The sequence below is a fragment of the Stappia indica genome (assembly GCF_009789575.1).
GTDB lineage: Bacteria > Pseudomonadota > Alphaproteobacteria > Rhizobiales > Stappiaceae > Stappia > Stappia indica_A.
This window is the reverse complement of the sequence record NZ_CP046908.1, coordinates 480,338-497,851: the sequence shown is the minus strand read 5'-3', so window position 1 is coordinate 497,851 and position 17,514 is coordinate 480,338. Positions and strand designations below refer to the sequence as shown.

At 66.0% G+C, this 17,514-nt stretch carries 14 protein-coding genes; 4 read left to right on the top strand and 10 right to left on the bottom strand.

Annotated elements, in window-relative coordinates; genetic code table 11:
- Positions 1–84: 84 nt before the first annotated feature.
- On the bottom strand, positions 85–1,323 hold the full coding sequence (rnd, locus tag GH266_RS02280; RefSeq protein ID WP_158192450.1) for a ribonuclease D: 1,239 nt from the start codon (positions 1,321–1,323) through the stop codon (positions 85–87).
- A 221-nt stretch (positions 1,324–1,544) separates the two neighbouring features.
- On the opposite strand from rnd, the gene aspS reads away from it, so the two are divergent.
- The gene (aspS, locus tag GH266_RS02275) at positions 1,545–3,329 is read left to right on the top strand and encodes an aspartate--tRNA ligase (RefSeq protein WP_158192449.1); all 1,785 of its coding nucleotides are present in this window, start codon (positions 1,545–1,547) and stop codon (positions 3,327–3,329) included.
- A gap of 81 nt (positions 3,330–3,410) precedes the next feature.
- Positions 3,411–5,198, top strand: coding sequence for an ABC transporter ATP-binding protein (locus GH266_RS02270; RefSeq protein ID WP_158192448.1), 1,788 nt, complete (start codon positions 3,411–3,413; stop codon positions 5,196–5,198).
- Between the two features lie 104 nt (positions 5,199–5,302).
- On the opposite strand, the gene GH266_RS02265 is transcribed toward GH266_RS02270, so the two are convergent.
- The 3 genes from GH266_RS02265 to GH266_RS02255 all read right to left on the bottom strand — a co-directional run bounded on the left by GH266_RS02265 (position 5,303) and on the right by GH266_RS02255 (position 9,709).
- Entirely contained in the window at positions 5,303–7,348 is a 2,046-nt protein-coding gene (locus GH266_RS02265) for a hypothetical protein (protein WP_158192447.1), read from the bottom strand.
- Between the two features lie 140 nt (positions 7,349–7,488).
- On the bottom strand, positions 7,489–8,679 hold the full coding sequence (locus GH266_RS02260; RefSeq protein ID WP_158192446.1) for a hypothetical protein: 1,191 nt from the start codon (positions 8,677–8,679) through the stop codon (positions 7,489–7,491).
- A gap of 124 nt (positions 8,680–8,803) precedes the next feature.
- Positions 8,804–9,709 carry a sugar kinase gene (locus GH266_RS02255; RefSeq protein WP_158192445.1) on the bottom strand — a complete coding sequence of 302 codons (906 nt, stop codon included), beginning with the start codon at positions 9,707–9,709 and terminating at the stop codon, positions 8,804–8,806.
- 147 nt (positions 9,710–9,856) lie between these two features.
- Between GH266_RS02255 and GH266_RS02250 the strand changes: the two genes are divergently transcribed.
- Positions 9,857–11,464 (top strand): EAL domain-containing protein, encoded by a 1,608-nt coding sequence (locus GH266_RS02250; protein ID WP_209001524.1) that lies wholly within the window; start codon positions 9,857–9,859, stop codon positions 11,462–11,464.
- Positions 11,465–11,564: 100 nt separating this feature from the next.
- Positions 11,565–12,518, top strand: coding sequence for a D-alanyl-D-alanine carboxypeptidase family protein (locus tag GH266_RS02245; protein ID WP_244953762.1), 954 nt, complete (start codon positions 11,565–11,567; stop codon positions 12,516–12,518).
- Between the two features lie 16 nt (positions 12,519–12,534).
- Here GH266_RS02245 and GH266_RS02240 read toward each other — a convergent pair whose 3' ends face one another.
- From GH266_RS02240 to napF, 6 genes are all read right to left on the bottom strand, one after another.
- Complete coding sequence (locus GH266_RS02240) at positions 12,535–12,981, bottom strand: hypothetical protein (RefSeq protein ID WP_158192443.1); 447 nt, start codon at positions 12,979–12,981, stop codon at positions 12,535–12,537.
- 114 nt (positions 12,982–13,095) lie between these two features.
- Entirely contained in the window at positions 13,096–13,791 is a 696-nt protein-coding gene (locus GH266_RS02235; RefSeq protein WP_158192442.1) for a cytochrome c3 family protein, read from the bottom strand.
- A 3-nt stretch (positions 13,792–13,794) separates the two neighbouring features.
- The gene (locus tag GH266_RS02230) at positions 13,795–14,280 is read right to left on the bottom strand and encodes a nitrate reductase cytochrome c-type subunit (protein ID WP_120267802.1); all 486 of its coding nucleotides are present in this window, start codon (positions 14,278–14,280) and stop codon (positions 13,795–13,797) included.
- Complete coding sequence (napA, locus tag GH266_RS02225; RefSeq protein WP_158192441.1) at positions 14,253–16,754, bottom strand: periplasmic nitrate reductase subunit alpha; 2,502 nt, start codon at positions 16,752–16,754, stop codon at positions 14,253–14,255. Before napA ends, GH266_RS02230 begins: the two co-directional genes overlap by 28 nt.
- Positions 16,755–16,756: 2 nt before the next feature.
- Positions 16,757–17,008: a chaperone NapD gene (locus GH266_RS02220; RefSeq protein WP_158192440.1), complete on the bottom strand. Its 252-nt coding sequence runs from the start codon at positions 17,006–17,008 to the stop codon at positions 16,757–16,759.
- Positions 17,001–17,504, bottom strand: coding sequence for a ferredoxin-type protein NapF (gene napF / locus GH266_RS02215; protein WP_158192439.1), 504 nt, complete (start codon positions 17,502–17,504; stop codon positions 17,001–17,003). The genes GH266_RS02220 and napF overlap by 8 nt, the downstream gene beginning before the upstream one ends.
- Between the last annotated feature and the right edge of the window lie 10 nt (positions 17,505–17,514).

Genomic DNA, 17,514 nt, shown 5'->3' with positions numbered 1-17,514 from the left:
AACAAACGACAGCATACAAGCAAACGGGCAGGGAAGACCTGCCCGTTTGCTTGTCAATTGTCGTTGGTGCGTGCGGCTGCCGGCCTAATCGGCTGCTGCGTCCGCATCCGCGTCCGCCTTCTGCCGGTTGCGGCGACGCTTGGACGGCTCGGGCTTCGGAGCCAGAACAGGCTCGCTCTGCTCCACGGCGACGATCCGCTTGCCGTTGAAGGCGAGGGCGATCTCGCCGCGCTTCAGCTTCAAGGCGGCTTCGCCGAACAGCTCCATCCGCCAGCCCTTCAATGCGTCGACATCGGCATCGTCGCTGGCGGCGATCTTCTCCAGGTCTTCCATGGTTGCGATGACCTTGGCGGCAACGCCGTGGGCCTCGCTGATCAGCTTGAGCAGGACCTTGAGAAGGTCGACGGCCGCCGCCGACCCGTCGGGCGCGGCGCGCCCCTTGGGCACGGCCGGGAGGTTGTCCTTGGGGATCGCCATCGCCCGCTTGACCGCGCCGAGGATTTCCTCGGCCGTGCGCGAGCGCTCGAAGCCGCGGGGAATGGTCCGCAGGGCAGCGAGCGCCTGGGTGTTGGTCGGCTGCTGGGCGGCGATCTCGTAGATCGCGTCGTCCTTGAGGATGCGGTTGCGCGGCACGTCGCGCTCATGCGCCTCGCGCTCGCGCCAGGCGGCGACCTCCTGCAGCACCGCGAACTCGATCGGCTTGCGCACCCGCAGCTTCAGCCGCTTCCACGCATTTTCGGGATCGGTGCGATAGGTGTTCTCTGAGGTGAGGATCTCCATCTCGTCGCCCACCCAATGGCTGCGACCCTGTTCGGCGAGGTTCGCCTTCAGGAAATGGTAGACCTCACGCAGGTGCGTCACGTCGGCCAGCGCATAGTCGAGCTGCTTTTCGCTCAAGGGCCGGCGGGACCAGTCGGTGAAGCGCGACGACTTGTCGATCCTGACCGCCGTGATGCGGTGGACCAGCTGGTCGTAGGAAATCGAATCGCCGAAGCCGCAGACCATTGCCGCGACCTGGGTGTCGAACACCGGGTGCGGGATGAACCCGCCGAGGTGATAGACGATCTCGATGTCCTGCCTTGCGGCATGGAACACCTTCACGACGCTCTCGTCGCGCATCAGCTCGAAAAACGGCGCGAGATCCAGACCGTCCGCGAGCGCGTCGACGATCACGGCATCCTCGACGCTCGCCATCTGGATGACGCAGAGCTTCGGCCAGAAGGTCGTTTCGCGCAGGAACTCCGTGTCGACAGCGACGAAATCGTGTTGCGCGAGACGCCGACACACGTCGGCCAGTTCTTTGGTGCTTGAAATGATATGCATAGTAATCGCGAGATATAGCGGATGCTTGCCCGCTTGTCGCCACGAAACCGCCTTGTTATGGCCTGTTCGTTCGACGGGCTTCCAGGGGCCGCCAACCGGCTCGCCGCCTTGACTTTGTCGTCATCCCATGGCTTTTGCACGGGCGCGCCATCGCGCCGGCCGGCAGCTGCTTCGCCTTGTCAGCCGCCACTTTTTTCAAACTTCGGGCCATCGAGGACCACATGCATCGCTATCGCAGTCACACGTGCGGGGAACTGCGCGAAACCCATGTCGGCGCCACGGCGCGCCTGTCGGGCTGGGTGCACCGCGTGCGTGATCACGGCGGCCTGCTCTTCATCGACCTGCGCGACCACTACGGCATGACGCAGTGTGTGATCGATCCCGATTCGCCGGCCTTCAAGCTCGCCGAGACGGTTCGCGCCGAGTGGTGCCTGCGCATCGACGGCGACGTGAAGATGCGCACGCCGGAGACGGTCAACGAGACGCTGCCGACCGGCGCGATCGAGATCTTCATCCGCGAGATCGAAGTGCTGGGCGCGGCGCGCGAGCTGCCGCTGCCGGTCTTCAACGAGCCGGACTATCCCGAAGACATCCGTCTGACCTACCGTTTCCTCGACCTGCGCCGCGAGACGCTGCACGAGAACATCATGACGCGCACGCGCATCATCGGCTCGATGCGCCAGCGCATGGGGACGGCGGGCTTCACCGAGTTCCAGACGCCGATCCTGACGGCGTCCTCTCCGGAAGGCGCGCGCGACTTCCTGGTGCCCTCGCGGCTGCATCCGGGCAAGTTCTACGCGCTGCCGCAGGCGCCGCAGCAGTTCAAGCAGCTGCTGATGGTCTCCGGTTTCGACCGCTATTTCCAGATCGCGCCGTGCTTCCGCGACGAGGACCCGCGCGCCGACCGTCTGCCGGGCGAGTTCTACCAGCTCGACCTGGAAATGAGCTTCGTCGAGCAGGAGGACGTGTTCTCCACGATGGAGCCGATCATGCGCGGCATCTTCGAGGAGTTCGCGAAGGGCAAGCCGGTCACCGGGACCTTCCCGCGCATTCCGTATGCGGATGCGATCGCCAAGTATGGCAGCGACAAGCCGGACCTGCGCAACCCGATCGAGATGCAGGATGTCGGCGCCCATTTCGCCGGCTCCGGCTTCAAGATCTTTGCGCGCATGCTTGAGGACGAGAAGAACGCCGTGTGGGCCATCCCGGCTCCGACCGGCGGCAGCCGCGCCTTCTGCGACCGGATGAACTCCTGGGCGCAGGGCGAAGGCCAGCCGGGCCTTGGCTACATCTTCTGGCGCGAGGAGGGCGGTGCCCTCGAGGGCGCCGGCCCGCTGGCCAAGAACATCGGCGAGGAGCGCACCGAGGCGATCCGCACCCAGCTCGGCCTGAAGGCCGGCGATGCGGCCTTCTTCGTCGCGGGTGACCCGAAGAAGTTCTCCGACTTTGCCGGCAAGGCGCGGACCCGCGTCGGCGAGGAGCTGGATCTCATCGACCGTGACCGTTTCGCGCTCGCCTGGATCGTCGACTTCCCGTTCTTCGAGTGGGACGAGGAAGAGAAGAAGGTCGAGTTCGCCCACAATCCGTTCTCCATGCCGCAGGGCGGCCTGGACGCTCTGGAGACCATGGACCCGCTGGACATCAAGGCGTTCCAGTACGACCTCGTGTGCAACGGCTACGAGATCGCCTCCGGTTCGATCCGTAACCAGTCGCCGGAGCTGATGGTCAAGGCGTTCGAGAAGGTCGGCCTGTCGAAGAGCGACGTGGAAGAGCGCTTCGGCGGCCTCTACCGTGCCTTCCAGTACGGCGCGCCGCCGCATGGCGGCATGGCGGCCGGTGTCGACCGCATCGTCATGTTGCTGGTCGGGGCGAAGAACGTGCGCGATGTCAGCCTGTTCCCGATGAACCAGCAGGCGCAGGACCTGCTGATGGGCGCACCGTCCGACGTTTACCCCAAGCAGTTGCGCGAGCTTCATATCCGGCTCAATCTGCCCGAGAAGGGCTGACGGTAACCGTCAGTCGCCCGGGGCAGGGGCGGATGCCGGCGGCACGGGTCGCCGGCGGGCTGCAAGGACAAGGCCGACGCATTGAAACGCATCTGGTCCCACCTGTTCGCCGATCCGGAAGGCACGCCCTTCCTGGTCCGGCGGCTGGTCCTGGAAAACGCCCGCGACTACGTGTGGCGCTATATCCTGGCCTTCGTCTTCATGGGTCTGGTCGCCGCCAGCACGGCGGCGAGCGCCTGGATCATGAAGGACGTCATCAACGAGGTCTTCCTGGAACGCGATGCGACCATGGTGATGGTCATCGCGGGCTTCGTCTTGTTCATCTTCACGGTGAAGGGGCTTGCCACCTACGGCCAACTCGTCGTCCTCGGCGAAATCGGCAATGCCATCGTTGCGAAGACGCAGTCGCGCCTGTTCGAGGCGATCACCCGTCAGGACGTCGCCTTCTTCGAGACGTCCGGCATTGGCGACCTCGGTACGCGGCTGTCGCATAACGCCACGGCGGCCCGGGTTGCGCTCGATCTCATCGTCACCGCGCTCGGGCGCGACCTCCTGACCGTGATCGCACTGGTGGCGGTGATGATCTCGCAGGATCCGTTGATGAGCCTGATCGCGTTGGTGATCATGCCGCCGGCGATCATCATCATCGCCGGCCTGGTGCGACGCGTGCGCCGGGTGGCGAAGTCGCAATTCGTCTCGCTCACCCGCATCCTGTCCATCGCGCAGGAGACGATTGCCGGCATTCGTGTGGTCAAGGCCTTTGCGGTGGAGCAGAGGCTGCGCCGCGACATGGATGCTGCGGTCGAGGACGTGCGCCTGCGCGCCAACAAGATGACCCGCCTGTCCGCGCGCACTTCGCCGGTGATGGAAACCCTCGGCGGCGTCGCCATTGCCCTGGTGATCCTCTACGGCGGCTTCAGCGTGGTGGAACGCGGCAGCGATCCTGGCGCTTTCTTTGCCTTCATCACGGCGCTTCTGCTCGCCTACGATCCTGCCCGGCGTCTTGCCCGGCTGCATGTCAATCTGTCGGCCCACATGGTCGGCGTCCGGCTGATGTACGAGGTTCTCGACCGTGCCTCTGCCGAGGCTTCGGACGAGGGTACCCAGTTGCCGGGGGCGCCGTTCCAGCCGGGGAGCGTGCGCTTCGAGAACGTTGTGTTCCACTACGGCGAGGCACCGGCGCTGGCCGGGCTCGATTTCACCGCCCATGCCGGTGAGGTGACCGCACTGGTCGGACCGTCGGGAGCGGGCAAGTCGACCGTGTTTTCGCTGCTTGAACGCTTCTACGAGCCGGTCTCGGGGCGCGTGACCATCGGCGGGCGCGATATTCGCGACATGACCATCACCGACATTCGCGCGGCCATTGCGCTGGTCTCGCAGGACACGTTCCTGTTCGACATGCCCGTGCGCGACAACATTGCCATGGGCCGCCCGAATGCGAGCGAGGAGGAGATCGTGCAGGCAGCCCGCGAGGCGAATGCGCACGACTTCATCATGGAGCTCGACGAGGGCTACGACACGCGGGTGGGCGAGGGCGGCGGCCGGCTGTCCGGCGGCCAGCGCCAGCGCATCGCCATCGCGCGGGCGATCCTGCGGGATGCGCCCCTGCTGCTGCTCGACGAAGCGACCTCGGCGCTCGATTCGGAATCCGAGGCCAAGATCCAGGCGGCGCTCGCCAACCTGATGCGCGGGCGCACGACGCTGGTCATCGCGCACCGCCTGTCGACCGTGCGCGAGGCGAACCAGATCGTCGTGATGGATCGCGGGCGCGCCATCGAGAGCGGCACCCACCGGGAGCTTTTCGCGCGCGGCGGGCTCTACAAGCGGCTTTGCGATCTGCAGTTCTCCGACAGCGGGTCGGCCGACTGACGCCCTGGCGCTGGCCGGCGCCGTTCGCTGGACATGAAAAACCCCGCCGCAGGGGCTCTGCGGCGGGGTTTTTCGTTCTGGGGCTGCGATGATCGATGATCAGATCAGCGGCCGGAATTGGCCATGACGGTCGCGTTGAGAAGCTGCGGCAGGGTGTCCGGTGCGGTGGCCAGCACGCCCATGATCTGCATCGCGGGGACCGGCGTTTCCGGCTCGATGGTGATCACCAGTTCGTCCGGCGACACGAGGAAGCTCTTCAGCGCGCCGTGCAGGCTCTGGCCGAACGGGGTGTCCTTGAGCGGGCCCATTTCGTTGGCGGCCTGATCGGCCAGGCCGAGTGCCAGGGTTTCCGGCGACAGGCCGGCCGGCTTGGCCTGCTGCTCGATGAAGGCGGAGACCAGACGGGCATCGCGCACCGTGAGGCTCGCCTTGTTCACCATCGCGGTGGCGATGACCATCTGCGCCTGCTCAGGGCTCTCGAACACCACGCGCGGCACGCCGCCGATCTCCATCTTCAGGTCCATGGAGCCGCCGCCCTCGATGGTGAAGGAGAGCGGATCGATGCTGAGCGTCTGGGTGTCGGGGTTCCAGCTGATCCGCGTCTCGTCGGAATAGCTGACGACCTTCAGGTCGAGCGCTTCGACGAGCGCGCGCGCCTCGTCTTCCTCGATCAGCGACACCGGGAAGGATGCATTCTTCGTCATGGCCTCGATCCGGGTCGGGATCGGGCTGATGAAGTCGCTCATGGCGAGGCGGTAGCTGTCGATGGAGACCGGTGCGGGCAGCTCGTCGGACGCGACCTTGATGTCTTCCATCTCCAGCAGGCCGAGCGTGGGGACCACCGAGAGGATCTCCGGCAGCGTCGGCTCGCGGTTGCTCGAGGCGACGAAGAAGTCGATGTAGCGCGACAGCGGCGCCAGCCGCAGCTCGCTCATGCGGAACAGCTTGGCATCGACAGCGGCGTTGTTCTCTTCCGCCTTGATCGACAGGTCGGTCATGGAGAAATCGCCGAAGCCGCGATAGGACGCGTCCTTCGCCTGGATGCTGCCGATGGCGCCGTTGAGAATGGGCGAGGAGATGGCGAGGGCGGACAGGTCGAAGCTGTCGAGCGAGGCCGCAGCCAACGCATCGGCCGCCTGGCCGCCCAGGGCGGTCAGGGACGCCTCGTCCTGCGGCAGCTTGCCGAGAGCGGCCTGGTCACCGATGGAGGCGACATCGAAAGCGGGGGCTTCCGGATCGATGCGCAGGCCCGTCATCGACAGGCTGCCGATGGCGGCGGACCCTTCCGCGAACGAGAAGTTCATGCCCTCGACGGAAGCGCTGGCGATGATCTCGTCGCCGGTCAGGCGGTCGGCGGGAAGAGCGCCGAACAGCCTCAGAAGCGGCTTCATGTCGGTGCCGGTGACGACCTGCAGGCCGGTTTCCTCGCGCATCGCGACGGTGTCGGCGGTTACGCCCGGCTCCGTCTTGATCGTCGTCTCCGAGACGGTCTTCTCGATGCGCTGTTCCTCGATCCGGCCGTTGGCGAAGCCGGTGATGGTCATGCCCTCGTAGGACTGCATGCCTGACGCACCGTCGGGCATCTTCGAGGTCGATTCCATCCGGCGGACGAACATCTTGCCGATCGTCGTGTCGAGGCCGGCAACGATGGCCGGAAGGAAGCGCGAAACCGGGCGCTCGGCATCTTCCTGCGCTGCGAACGGCACCTGCAGGTAGTCCTCGGCGACGAGATCGTACTGGATGACCGAGATATCGAAGGCGTTGCGCACCCCGTCCTCGGTCACCCCGCCGGAAAACGCGAACTCATGCGCTCCAGGCTGCTCATAGCGGTCGAGATGGTAGCCCTTGTCGGTCTTGGTGACGCCGATCAGCCGGGTTTCCGGACTGTTGATGCGGATGTCGAGATCGACGTTCGCGCCGGCAATCGAAAAGGCGAGATCCCATCCGAATTTCGCGTCGCGCACGATGGCATCGCCGGTGCCGGTTTCGGTGACGCTGCCGTACTCGGCAATGGTGGCGCCGTGGTCCTTCGCCCACTGGAGGAAGGCATCGGCGGCGTCCAGGGCCGGGTTCGCGGTGGCGGGGGAGGCAAGGGCCAGGGTGACGAGGAGGGCGCCGGCCGTCGTGGTGTATCGCAAGCTTCTGGGCATCGTCCGTTGTCCGTGATCTGGTGGCAAACCCGCCTTTCAAAGCGGGCGTTCATGCCGAAACCGGCGCAGACGTGCTGCGCCGGCCTCGGCCGTTCGTCGATGTCGTGGGCGGAGCCCCCCTTGGCCGCCCGACGTCGAGGTCAGTCCTGATTTGCCGCGACCGTCACGCCGAGAATTGTCGGCAGGGTCTGCGGTGCCATCATCGCGGTTCCCAGCAACTGGGCGAAGGGAACCGGCGCAGACGGAGCCGCGGTCGCGGAGATCGACTGCGGATCGTTCAGGAAGGTGGTGGCGGCGCCGGAGACGCTCTTCTGGAACTCGGGATTGCCGATGGCGGCGAGCAGCATGGGCAGAGCGGCGCTCAACTGGCCGACGAACTGTTCGCGGGTCGCGCCGGACTCCTTCGCCTGCGCGTCGAGCAGACGGTCGACCAGCGATTCGTTGTCCAGCCGCAGGCTCAGGCTCACCACCTGCAGGCCCTGCATGATGCCCATGGCCTCTTCCGGCTTGCCTTGCGCTGCCTCCAGCTTGGCGAAGACCTCGCGGGTCAGGCCGTTCAGCTTCAGCGATGCGTTCAGCGTCGCGGCTTCGGTGCCGGAGATCGTCAGGTCGGAAATCTCCAGAGCGCCGGTGTCCGGATCCCAGTCCGCCTCCAGCGACAGGCCGAGGACGACCTTGTCATAGCCAAGATCGGTCAGGGTCTTGCGCTCTTCCGCATCGAGGCTATCGGCCGAGATCTCCACGCCCTCGACGGTGAGGGAGCCGGCGGTCGGCAGCTCGCCATCCATCTCGTCGATCACGGCGACCACGCTGGCGACCGGAATCTTGCCCTCCTGGCCGCTGTCGATGAGGATGCCGTTTATCTCGGCGCGCGAATAGGACGGGGCGATCGCATCTGTGCTGGCCTTCGCCTTCACCGTGGCTGCGGACGGCAGCACCGGATCGTCGATATCGATGGCGGCGACCGTGATGTTGACGTCCTTGCCGTCTTCCTGGCTTTTGATGGCGACGCCGTTCATCGACATGGCACTGGCGGTCAGGCCGCCGCCGGAGGCGACTTCGCCTTCCTCGAACGACATCGTGGCAATGGTCATCTCGGTTTTCTGGCCACTGTCGTCGATGGCGGCGCGCATGCCGGTGATCGTCACCGTGTCGCCGTTCTCCTCGACGCTGTCATAGCCGGTCACGGTCGCTTTTCCGGCCTCGAAAATCTCGAAGAACGTGTCCGCAATCTCGTTGCCGGACGCATCGAAGGCGAGTGCGGGCGTGGCAAGGAGAAGCGGGCAGGCGAGCGCGATGGCGCGTGCGCGGCGAAGGGCAAGATAAGTCATTCAGACGTCTCCGACTGGTGTTTGGGGGTCCGCTCCCTGCCTGCGGACCGCTACGATGCGCCAAATGCGGCGCGAGAACAAGCTGCGCGCTTAGATTGTTCAGCGCGATTCCTCGCCCGGACCGTCAGTCGCGGGTCGGCTGCTTCTCCGTCCATTCTGCCATTGCCGTCTCGACATCGGCGAGCGCAGGCAGGCTCTCCTCGTTGCCCAGATGCTGGATCGCATGGGCCGAGGCGGCGCGGGCGAAGCGGAAATGCTGCTCCCATGCTGCGCTGGTGTCCCGAAGCCAGGAATAGACATATGCGCCGTGGAAAACGTCGCCGGCGCCGTTGGTGTCGACGATGCGGGCCTTCGGCACGTCCAGGGCAGCCAGCCGGCGCGTCGGGCCGCGATCCTCGTACCAGAACATGCCGTCCTCGCCGACGGTGACGCCGGCAACCGGGCAGCCGCGCTCGCGCAGATAGTCGAGCGTCTCCTCGACGCCGAGGCCGAGCTGTTCGCAGAACCGGGCGGAGACGACGGCGACGTCGATGTAGCGCAGCAGCTCGTCGGTGTTTTCGCGCACCGCGCCGCCGTCGAGCGAGGTCAGGATGCCTGCCGACCGGGCGGCCTTGGCATAGTGGAGGGCGGCGTCCGGCATATGGCCGTCGAGATGCAGCGCCCGGCAGCCGGCAAGGTTCAGCTGGGGGAAGGGGTGCAGGAAGTCGTTGTCGCGGCAACGGACGATGGCGCGCTTGCCGTCCTTCGGCATGATGAAGGAGAGGGACGATTCCCGCACCTTCCGGCCGTGGATCGAAATGCCGTACTTGGCAGCCATGTCCAGAAACATACGTGCGAGCCAGTCGTCGGCCTGCGAGCACAGGATGTCCGGGGCGATGCCGAGCCGTGCGCAGGCGAAGCCCGCCGTCACGGCGTTGCCGCCGAAACTTACCGCATAGTCGCGGGCGATGGTCTTTTCGTCGCCTGTCGGCAGCGTGTCGGTGAGGAAGGTGACGTCGATATAGGCCTGACCGATGAATAGGGCCTGCATGCTTCGGCGTGCTCCTTGCTGGCGGGTTTATCTCTCGTTCTCAAGTCGCGGTCCCTGCGGAATTTTTTGCCTTTGCAGAGACCGCCTTCAGGGCTCATTTACCAAAGGAACCGATACTGGTCCGGCTGTTCAATGCCGGATCGTCGCGTGCCTCATCGTTACACCCGTTTCCTGAAGACACTGGCGATTGCCCTCGGCCTGGCGATTGCGCCCCTCATTGCGGCCAATTACATCCTTGCCAACTACGCCGTAACACAGGCTCGGACCGAGATGAAGGCGATTGCCGAGCGCTACGTCCTGCGGGCGGAGAAGGCGATCGGCGATGCGGTCTCGGTGCTCCAGACCCTGCATCAGAACGGGCATGTCACCTGTTCCGCGGACGACCGCCGGGCGTTCCACTCGGGCCTCATCGAGGCGCCGTTCGTGCAGATGATCGGCGTGGTCAATTCCGGCGGCGTGATCATCTGCAACGTTCCCGACCAGCCGGGGCAGGGGCAGCAGGTGCTGCCCGTGCTGCAGGCGGATTCGCCCCTGGTGGGAATCGGCATGCGCGATCGTGTCTACGAAGGCGCGCGGGTCGCCCTTGTCAGTTGGCGCATCGGTACCGGCAACCGTCTGCTGGCGGAGATTTCTCCGGTGGCGATCGCCATCGATCCGGGGCCGGAATACCTGCGTGCCCACCGCCATGTGGAGTTGCGCCTAGGGGACGGCGTCACCTGGCTGCGGTCGGGCGAATACAGCAACATCAGTTCCCGCGAAGGCGAAAGCGAACTGGTCGTCGAGGTGCCTTCCGAGAAGTATCCGATGCTTGCGACCGTTTCGGCGCCCGCGTCCGCTGCAGCCAATCTGGTCCGCGACCTCAAGGTCGTGGCGGCCATCGCCTGCGTCGGCTTTGCGATCCTCTTCGTCGCCGTCAGCGTCTGGTTCTCCTGGCGGCCCGAAAGCGAGGCGGAGGACGAGTTCGTCCAGGCGATCCGGCGCGGAGAGTTCATTCCCTACTATCAGCCCGTGATGGACATCGAGACCGGCCGCCTGCGCGGCTGCGAAGTGCTGATGCGCTGGCAGCGGCCGGATGGGACGGTGATCTCGCCGGGCGCCTTCATGACCTTTGCAGAGACCTCCGGCCATATCTTCGAGATGACGCGGCAGGTCATGCGCAAGACTTGCGACGAAGTCGAAGAGCTCTATTTCCAGAACCCGGAATTCAAGCTGTCGATCAACCTGTTCGCCGGCCATTTCGAGGACCGGCAGATCATCGAGGATATCACCGAGATCTATGGTGGCTCCAAGATCGCCTTCCAGCAGATCGTCATGGAGGTGACCGAACGCCAGCCTCTCTCCGACATGGACACCGCCCGCAAGATCATTGCCGAAATGCAGGCGACCGGCGTGCGCGTGGCGCTGGACGACGTGGGCACCGGCCATGGCGGCTTTGCCTATCTCCAGAAACTGGGCATCGACATCATCAAGATCGACAAGATGTTCATCGACAGCCTGGGAACCGACGACAATTCGACGACCATCGTCGATACGATGGTCGAGCTCGCCGACAATCTGGGCATGGGCATCATCGCCGAGGGCGTGGAGACGATGGAACAGATCGAGCGGCTGCGCGAGCTAGGCGTCTCCGCGGCGCAAGGCTATATCTTCGCGCCGCCCCTGCCGGCCAAACTGTTCATCGAGCTGGCGCAGGCCCTGTCCGGCGGCCGCACCTCGGCCATGCCGGAAGGCATGGGCAAGGCCCTCGTCGCCTGAAGGGCGGATCCGCGCGCCCTGCATGCGCCGGGACCTTTTGCGCAAGACCGGGATCCGATAAGGTGCGCGCCGATCAGCCTTCTCATCGGGAGCCGCAGCTTTGAACGCTCTGACCACGGCGAGGGACCTTGGCGCGCGCACCTGGCGTCGTGCGGTCCTCGCTCTTGCCGTTTCACTTGCGCTTGGTGGTTGTCAGACCACTGCCAGCGTCTCACGGGATGCATCGCGGCCGCGGGCCACTCCCGTTCAGGCTGTCGCACTTCCCGCGCTGCCTGCGCCCGTTGCCGGAGCACCGGGCTCGGAACTGGCTCTTGCTCCGCAGGGGAGCGCCGAGCGGCGGGCGCATGCGGCCATCGTCGTCGATGCGGCAACTGGCGCCGTGCTGCACGAGGAGGACGCGGACTCTCTGCGCTATCCGGCGTCTCTCACCAAGATGATGACGCTCTATCTGCTGTTCGACGCCTTGTCGGAGCGACGTGTCACACTCGACACGCCTCTCGTCATCTCGGCCAAGGCCGCAAGCCAGCCGCCGGCGCGCATCGGCCTCAAGGCGGGTGGCCGCCTGACTGTCTCGCAAGCGATCCAGGCACTTGCAGTGAAGTCTGCCAATGACGTTGCCATTGCGGTTGCCGAAAACCTTGCCGTCTCGGAGGCGGCCTTCGCGGCACAGATGACGGCCAAGGCGCGCAGTCTCGGCATGCGCCACACCCGCTTCGTCAATGCCTCGGGCTTGCCCGATCCGCGGCAAGTCACGACCGCGCGCGACATGGCGATCCTGTCGCGGGCGCTGAAGAGCCGGCACGCCTCGCGCGCCAGCGCCTTCACCGCACGCAGCTTCTCCTATGAGGGGCGCACCTATCAGGCGACCAACAACCTGCTCGGCCGTGTGGCCGGGGTCGACGGCATCAAGACCGGCTATATCCGCGATTCCGGCTACAATCTCGCGGCTTCGGCGCATCGCGGCGGGCGCAGCGTCATCGCCGTCGTCTTTGGCGGCGAAAGCGAAGGCGCGCGCGACCGGCAGGTGACGGCCCTCATCGAACAATATCTGTAAGGCTGGGCTGCCGACGTCAGCAGGTCGGCGGGCGTGCCATCGAGGCCGGCAGGGCAGACAACCTGTCCTCGCCCTTGTCCCGGGTGGCTGGGCGCCGGCTTTCCTCGTCATTCGGCGACGGGGCAGCGGCCGGCGGGCGCTCGAGCAGCGGCTCGTCGTCCTTGTGGACGACGGTTTCGAGGATCCCCGTCTCGGCATCGATCAGCAGGAAGACTTCGTCTCCCCCCTTGCGGGCGACGATCTCGATCCGGCCGTCCTTGTTAATGTAGCGAAGGGTGCTGTAGCCGTGGGCCGACAGAGCATTGGCGATGTCGTTGAGGTTTGCGCCCAGACGATCTCCGGGCGAAACGTGGTCGGCTGCGGCAGGTGACGCGGCAGCCAGCATCGCCAGAAAGGCAAGATGGCTCGCTGCCTTCCTCAGGCGCGCCGGAATCCCGGCTGTGGACTCATCCGTTCCGTCCATGGTCTCGCTCCCCGGAATGGTCCGGACCACTCCTCCAGTCCGGACCAATCGGCGGAGAGCCTAGCATGGAAACGCCCGATTGTGACGTCCCGTTCATACGGCCTTTCAAGAATGTTACCGGCGATCAGTAACTTGGGACAGGTATACTGACAGATGTTGCAGGTCCGCGCTGTCGCCGCCGTCGGACCCGGTGAGTTCGGGAGGCGTGCGCCAGCCCGGCTCGACGTTCTCCATGTTCGGGAGCTGGTGGGCGATTCCCTTGTGGCAGTCGATGCAGGTCGCCTCGCCGCTGACGAGATAGCGCTCGTGGATCGCCGCCGCCCGGTCGGTCTGCCGGGTGAAGTCCATGGCGACGGAGGAGTGGCAGTTGCGGCATTCCAGGCTGTCGTTGGCCTTCAGCCGCGCCCATTCATGCTTGGCAAGTTCCAGCCGATGGTCGAGGAACTTGCGCCGCGTGCTGATGGTGCCGAAGAGGTGGCCCCAGACTTCCTTGGAGGCCTGCATCTTGCGGGCGATCTTGTCCGTCCAGTTGTGCGGCACATGGCAGTCGGGGCAGGAGGCGCGCACGCCCGAGCGGTTGGAGAAGTGCACCGTCTGCGTCAGCTCCTCGTAGACGTTGTCCTTCATCTCGTGGCAACTGATGCAGAACGCCTCGGTGTTGGTCACCTCCAGCGCCGTGTTGAACGCGCCCCAGAAGATGACGCCGCCGACGAAGCCGCCGAGCGTCAGGAACCCCAGGCCGAAATGCACGCTCGGCTTGGCGAAGACGGCCCAGGCCTGGCGGGCAAGCGATTTCACGCGGCTCCACATGGCCTATTGGCTCCCGGCCGGCCTGGCGCCGAGCTCGCTCATGTCGCGGAACGTGTTGGAGACCAGCGGCGCGGCATCCGACTGCGGCACATGGCACATGGTGCAGAAGTAGCGGCGGGGCGACACATCGGCGAGCATCTGGCCCTCGCGGTCCATGTAATGGGTGACGCTGATCATCGGTGCGCCGGACCCTTGCGTGTATTCCCGCTTGTGACAGGACAGGCAGCGATTGGTGTTGACCGAGAGCTGGTAACCCTCGATCGAGTGCGGAATGACCGGCGGCTGCTCGGGATAGGCCCGCATCTTGCGAACGTCGTCCGTCACCCATTTGGCGACCGGGGGCGCTGCGGCGTTCTCCATCGGCTGGGGCGCACCGCGCAGACGCGGGGCATCCTGGGAGAAGGCCGGCAGCGCGAGGCCGACGGCGAACACGAGCAGGCCGGCCAGCAGCGCGGGCGCGGCTACGCGGTGGAGACCTTGACTGCGCATTTCTTGAAATCCGTCTGCTTGGAGATGGGATCGGTGGCGTCGAGCGTGACCTTGTTGATCAACTGGCTGGCGTCGAACCACGGCACGAAGATCACACCGCGCGGCATGCGGTTGCGCCCGCGCGTCTCGATGCGCGAGCGGATCTCGCCGCGCCGGGAGGTGACCATCACCTCCGTGCCCTGGTTGAGGCCGCGGGCGCGGGCATCGTCGGGATGCATGAAGACGCGGGCGCCGGGGAAGGCCTTGTAGAGCTCGGGCACGCGCATGGTCATCGATCCGGAATGCCAGTGCTCCAGCACCCGACCGGTCACCAGCCACAGGTCGTACTCCTCGTCCGGCACTTCCGCCGGCGGCTCGTAAGGCACGGCGAGGATCACCGCGCGCCCATCCTTGCGGCCGTAGAAGCGCACGCCTTCGCCCGCCTTCACGTACGGATCGTAGCCCTCGCGGTAGCGCCAGCGGGTTTCCTCGCCGTCGACCACCGGCCAGCGCAAGCCCCGCACCTCGTGGTAGCGGTCGTAGGGCGCAAGGTCGTGGCCGTGGCCGCGGCCGAACTCGGCATATTCCTCGAACAGCCCCTTGTGGACGTAGAAGCCGAAGTCCTTCGCCTCCTGGTTCTCGTAGTCGGGATTGATCTCCGACAAGGGGAAGCGGTCGACATTGCCGTTGCGATACAGCACATCGAACAACGTCTTGCCGCGATAGTCCGGATTGGCGTCGAGCATCTCCTTGGGCCACACCTCGTCCGTGGTGAAGCGCTTGGAGAACTCCATCAGCTGCCACAGGTCGGAGCGGGCCTCGCCCTTGGCGGTGACCAGCTGGTGCCACACATGGGTGCGCCGCTCGGCATTGCCGTAGGCGCCTTCCTTTTCCACCCACATGGCAGCCGGCAGGATGACGTCGGCGGCGAGCGCCGTCACCGTCGGATAGGCATCGGAGACGACGATGAAATTGTCCGGGTTGCGATAGCCGGGATAGGTCTCCTGGCTGTTGTTGGGGGCTGCCTGGACGTTGTTGTTGACCTGGACCCAGTACCAGTTGAGCTTGCCGTCGCGCAGCATCCGGTCTTGCTGGACGGCGTGGTAGCCCGGCTTGTCCGGCAGCAGCCCCTCGGGGAGCTTCCAGATCTCCTCCGCATGCTTGCGGTGCTCGGGGTTGGTCACCACCATGTCGGCGGGCAGGCGATGGGCGAAGGTCCCGACCTCGCGCGCCGTGCCGCAGGCCGAGGGCTGGCCGGTCAGCGAGAACGGGCTGTTGCCCGGCTCGGAGATCTTCCCGGTCAGGAGATGCAGGTTGTAGGCCATCTGGTTGGCCCACACGCCGCGCACATGCTGGTTGAAGCCCATGGTCCACAGCGACATGACCTTGCGGTCCGGGTCGGCATAGAGCTCGGCGAGTTCGCGCAGGAAGTCGGGCTCGACGCCGGACAGCTCCGACACCCGCTCCAGCGTGTATTCCGACACCAGCTTGCGGAAGGTCTCGAAGTCGGCCGGCTCCATCTTTCCCGGATCGCCGGCGCCGGCGGCCTTGAGCTCCAGCTCGTTGTCCGGGCGCAGGCCGTAGCCGATGTCGGTCTGGCCGGTCATGAACACCGCATGGTCGCGCACGAAGTCCTCGTTCACGCGCCCGGTCTCGATGATGTGGTTGGCGATGTAGTTGAGGATCGCCAGATCCGTGCCCGGCTTGAACACGATCGGAACGTCGGCGAGGTCCATGCTGCGATGGGTGAAGGTCGACAGCACCGCGACGCGCACATGCTCGTGGCCGAGCCGCCGGTCGGCGAGCCGCGTCCACAGGATCGGGTGCATCTCCGCCATGTTCGAGCCCCACAGCACGAAGGCGTCGGCATGCTCGAAATCGTCGTAGCAGCCCATCGGCTCGTCCATGCCGAAGGTGCGCATGAAGGCGGTTGCGGCGGAGGCCATGCAGTGGCGGGCGTTGGGGTCGAGATTGTTGGAGCGGAAGCCCGCCCGCATCAGCTTGGTGGCGGCGTAGCCCTCGAAGATCGTCCACTGGCCGGAGCCGAACATGCCGAGCGCGGTCGGCCCCTTGGCCGCCAGCGTTTCCTTGGCCTTCCGTGCCATCAGGTCGAAGGCCTCGTCCCAGGACACCGGCTCGAACTCGCCGTCCTTGTGGTAGCTGCCGCCGCGCTTGCGCATCAGGGGTGTGGTCAGGCGGTCCTCGCCATACATGATCTTCGACAGGAAGTAGCCCTTGATGCAGTTGAGGCCGCGATTGACCTCCGCCTGCATGTCGCCATGGGTGGCGACCACCTGGCCTTCCTTCACGCCGACCATCACGCCGCAGCCGGTGCCGCAGAAGCGGCAGGGGGCTTTCGACCACTTGATGTCGAGCGTGCCGATGCCGCCGGGGACCGGCTGGGCGGCAGCGGGCAGGGCGATGCCGGCGGCAGCCGCCGCAACCGCCGCGGCCTGCGCCTTGATCATGTCGCGTCTGGAGAGCTCAAGCTCCATCGTCAGACCTCCTCGATATGTTCGAAAACCATGTTGGCCGACACCACGCCGTCGAGCAGGGCGATCTCGACCAGTTGCCTGCCGGTCTCGCCGCGCGGCGCCTCCAGGACGATGACGATCTTGCTGCCCTCGGCGGCGCGGACCTCTACTCCGGGAAGGGCGGAGAGGATCGCGGCGACGCTGTCCAGCCTACCCGGCAGGACCGAGACGACGGCGCTGGAAATGGCAAGGGGGACGGCGGGGGCGTCAGGCATCGCAGGCCTCCACAACGGGAGCGAGCGCAATTGCCGAGACGGGACAGGGCGCGACGCAGGCGCCGCAGCCGGTACACAGCGAGGCTGTGACCTGCGGCAGGAATGGACCGCCGCGCCGAGGCGGAAAGCGGATCGCCTCCTGCGGACAGGCATCCCGGCAGGCCTGACAGTCGATGCCGGCGCGCGGCAGACAGTGGGCGCCGATCTGCGGCCTGTAGGGCAGGGCTTCCCGCTCGCGGTCGAACAGGTTCTCCGGGCAGGCCTCGGCGCAGGCGCCGCAAAAGGTGCATTCACCTGCGGCGAAGGACAGCGCCGGGCGCTCACGGGCCAGCTCCACGATGCCGGTCGGGCAGGCATCGACACAGGCGCCGCATCCGGTGCAGCGGTCGAGCGCGTCGGCAGGTAGCCAGGGTGGCAGCAGCGTGTCGGAAAAGTCGGCGCGTGACGGGCGCCCGGTGAGAAAACGCCGTCTTTGGGCATCGAAGGGCATGGTCATCGTTACCCCC

What these genes read in the sequence shown, in the direction of transcription:
- napF (WP_158192439.1), bottom strand. Translation starts at nt 17,504, where the DNA reads ATGACCATGCCCTTCGATGCCCAAAGACGGCGTTTTCTCACCGGGCGC.
- napA (WP_158192441.1), bottom strand. Translation starts at nt 16,754, where the DNA reads ATGGAGCTTGAGCTCTCCAGACGCGACATGATCAAGGCGCAGGCCGCG.
- aspS (WP_158192449.1), top strand. Translation starts at nt 1,545, where the DNA reads ATGCATCGCTATCGCAGTCACACGTGCGGGGAACTGCGCGAAACCCAT.
- GH266_RS02230 (WP_120267802.1), bottom strand. Translation starts at nt 14,280, where the DNA reads ATGCGCAGTCAAGGTCTCCACCGCGTAGCCGCGCCCGCGCTGCTGGCC.
- GH266_RS02240 (WP_158192443.1), bottom strand. Translation starts at nt 12,981, where the DNA reads ATGGACGGAACGGATGAGTCCACAGCCGGGATTCCGGCGCGCCTGAGG.
- GH266_RS02235 (WP_158192442.1), bottom strand. Translation starts at nt 13,791, where the DNA reads ATGTGGAGCCGCGTGAAATCGCTTGCCCGCCAGGCCTGGGCCGTCTTC.
- GH266_RS02260 (WP_158192446.1), bottom strand. Translation starts at nt 8,679, where the DNA reads ATGACTTATCTTGCCCTTCGCCGCGCACGCGCCATCGCGCTCGCCTGC.
- rnd (WP_158192450.1), bottom strand. Translation starts at nt 1,323, where the DNA reads ATGCATATCATTTCAAGCACCAAAGAACTGGCCGACGTGTGTCGGCGT.
- GH266_RS02255 (WP_158192445.1), bottom strand. Translation starts at nt 9,709, where the DNA reads ATGCAGGCCCTATTCATCGGTCAGGCCTATATCGACGTCACCTTCCTC.
- GH266_RS02220 (WP_158192440.1), bottom strand. Translation starts at nt 17,008, where the DNA reads ATGCCTGACGCCCCCGCCGTCCCCCTTGCCATTTCCAGCGCCGTCGTC.
- GH266_RS02265 (WP_158192447.1), bottom strand. Translation starts at nt 7,348, where the DNA reads ATGCCCAGAAGCTTGCGATACACCACGACGGCCGGCGCCCTCCTCGTC.